Raw genomic sequence first — 2518 nt, 5'->3', positions numbered from 1 at the left:
GCTAATTTAAGCCCATTATTAGATTAGTTATGTATAATGCGACTTCTTTTTGTGGACAGATGGGTGAGTGGCCGAAACCACACCCCTGCTAAGGGTGCAGCTTCTAACCGGGGCTCGAGGGTTCAAATCCCTCTCTGTCCGCCACTATTTTAGAATCTAAATCAATAAAATTTCACTTCCGTGGTTCAGTCGATTCTAGCTGCCTAGGATACTGCCTAACAGCAGCACTGGCATCATTAGCGGCATTACAATGAGCCCTTGTATATCGGTATCCATTTTCGCATCGCGCTCGCTTTTGATCCCGCTATCGACCGCTATACGCGCAGGGTACTCGATCGGCATGCCTAGGCGGTGCGATCTGCGCAGCTCGTCGTGATCTTTTAGGCGCTTAAAATATTTGCCTTCGATCAGATAAGAGTAACGAAACGTAGAACTATACGCGGGCTCCAGCTGCTCTGGGTCATCCATCAGCTTAGCCTGCACGGATAGCGGTAGATCGTATTTTACGAGCTCGATTTCGTGCTGGATATATGCGGCATCACTGCCTTCATTGTATCTGTCGATCGTGAGCATGCTTACGTTGCGCCTTATCGCGTCTTTATTTAGCGATGCCAGACTCGCAACCTTGGCGCGCACGGCGCTAAGATTCGCATCAAATACGTAATCATAAATCTCGCCACTCATTCGCAGCTGACCGCCGGACGCCGCGCTCATCGCGATGATATGCTCGCGCCCTTGCATGTAGCCCGGCAAATTCTTACTCGCGCATCCGCTAAAAATCCCACAGCATAGCGCCAAAACCACGCCATAAATCCAAAATTTCATAAACTTCCTTCGTAAAATTTAAAGACGGATTGTATTAAATTTTGCCTTAACGAGAGTGGAATTTTACGGCGCGGCAGAATAGAATTCTGCGGCGGAATTCTATGGCGGCGACGCGTAGAATTTCGCGCGGACTTCCATAAAATTCCGATGAAATTTCGCAAGAATTGAAGCCAGAACGCGCGGAAGAGGTAAAAGAAGCACAAGAGCGTTATCGAAATTTAAAATTTTAAAATCTCGAGGAAATTTCGCGAAAGGAAGCGGGCCATTTGTGCGTCAAAATTTAACTGTCATCGCGAGCTTGCTTTTAAATTTTAAAATTTTATGGCAGGCTTTGGAATTTTAAAATTCCAAAGCTCTTTTTGATATGCGGCGCGCTACTTTCGATTTGCGTTAGCAAGCATCAGCTTTATGCGGTTTTCTTGATTTACCGCGCTTGCGCCCGGGTCGTAGTCGATAGCGGCGATGTTTGCTTGCGGGTAGTTTTGCTTGATCTTTCGGATCATTCCGCGCGCGATGATGTGGTTTGGCAGGCAGCCAAAGGGCTGCGCGCACACGACGTTTTGTATGCCGTGACGCATAAACTCGACCATCTCCGCCGTCAGCAGCCAGCCCTCGCCCATCTTCACGCCGTGACCGATGTAGCCGTCAGCGGCGGCGCGAACCTCGCTGAATGGGCTCGGCGCGCGAAAGCCGAAGCGCTTCATCTGCTTAATCATCATGCGCTGGAAAAATTCCACTACCTTAGCGACCGCGAGCGAGCCGTAATACGCCGCGCCGCCCTTGCCGTAGAGCTGCTTGTCGTAGACCGCATCGTAGATGCAGGTAAGCACGAAGTCCATCAGCCCCGTATTTACGGGCTCCGCGTTTTCGCGGATGAGATAGGCGTTTAGGCCGTTGTTGCCGATAGGCGAGTATTTGAGATAAATTTCGCCCACGATGCCTACTTTCACTCGCGGCTTATCGTCGCGCTCGATTTTAGCGAACTGCGAGAGGATAAATTTGAAATTTTTCTTGAGATTGAAAAACGATCTTTGATCGGTCAAATTTTTGATCCGCTCGGCGCAGAGTTCGTAAATTTCATTCGTTTGATTTTTGATCTTTTCGTAGGGCTTGCACTGATTATACAGCCCCATCATCAAATCGCCGTAAAATATCGCGGCGAAAAGCTTTAGAAGCGATTTTTTGCCGAGGCTAAATTCATTCTCGTCTAGCGAGCCGAAATTTAACGAGATTGCGGGGACGTAGCTAAAGCCGCTGTCCTCAAGCGCTTTGCGAAGCAAATTTATGTAATTGCTCGCTCTGCAGCCGCCGCCCGTTTGGCTGATGAGAAGCGCTACTTTGTGTGTGTCGAACTCGCCGCTTTTTAGCGCGTCGATAAACTGCCCGATGACGAGCAGAGCGGGGTAGCACATGTCGTTATGCACGCTGCGAAGCCCCTCCTCGACGATATTTTGGCGATTTTCGCCGAGCAAGACGCTCTTATAGCCCTCGTCGCGCAGCACGCCTTGCATAAAGCGAAAATGCGGATCGATCATCGTGGGGATCAATATCGTGTGGGTCGCTTTCATATCCTTCGTAAATTTAGCAAACATTAGCGCGCATCCTTTCTTGCTTCTTGTTGTGCGCCTTGCCTTTCGCGCTCTATCATAGTCGCTTTTAGGCTACGCAGGCGGATCTTGACCGCACCTAGGTT

At 49.5% G+C, this 2518-nt stretch carries 2 protein-coding genes and 1 tRNA gene; 1 reads left to right on the top strand and 2 read right to left on the bottom strand.

Translation table 11 applies throughout. From position 1 onward, the window contains the following. Nucleotides 1–53: 53 nt before the first annotated feature. Nucleotides 54–144: transfer RNA gene (locus Q0369_RS06210), tRNA-Ser, on the top strand. 51 nt (nt 145–195) lie between these two features. On the opposite strand, the gene Q0369_RS06205 is transcribed toward Q0369_RS06210, so the two are convergent. Beyond that, the gene (locus Q0369_RS06205; RefSeq protein WP_298097444.1) at nt 196–825 is read right to left on the bottom strand and encodes a hypothetical protein; all 630 of its coding nucleotides are present in this window, start codon (nt 823–825) and stop codon (nt 196–198) included. A gap of 374 nt (nt 826–1199) precedes the next feature. After that, complete coding sequence (locus Q0369_RS06200; protein ID WP_295098664.1) at nt 1200–2417, bottom strand: 2-hydroxyacyl-CoA dehydratase; 1218 nt, start codon at nt 2415–2417, stop codon at nt 1200–1202. Between the last annotated feature and the right edge of the window lie 101 nt (nt 2418–2518).

Origin of the sequence: uncultured Campylobacter sp. (genome assembly GCF_938030685.1) — a bacterium.
Classification (GTDB): Bacteria; Campylobacterota; Campylobacteria; order Campylobacterales; family Campylobacteraceae; genus Campylobacter_B.
This window is presented reverse-complemented; position numbering and strand designations above follow the sequence as displayed.

What these genes read in the sequence shown, in the direction of transcription:
- Q0369_RS06205 (WP_298097444.1), bottom strand. Translation starts at nt 825, where the DNA reads ATGAAATTTTGGATTTATGGCGTGGTTTTGGCGCTATGCTGTGGGATT.
- Q0369_RS06200 (WP_295098664.1), bottom strand. Translation starts at nt 2,417, where the DNA reads ATGTTTGCTAAATTTACGAAGGATATGAAAGCGACCCACACGATATTG.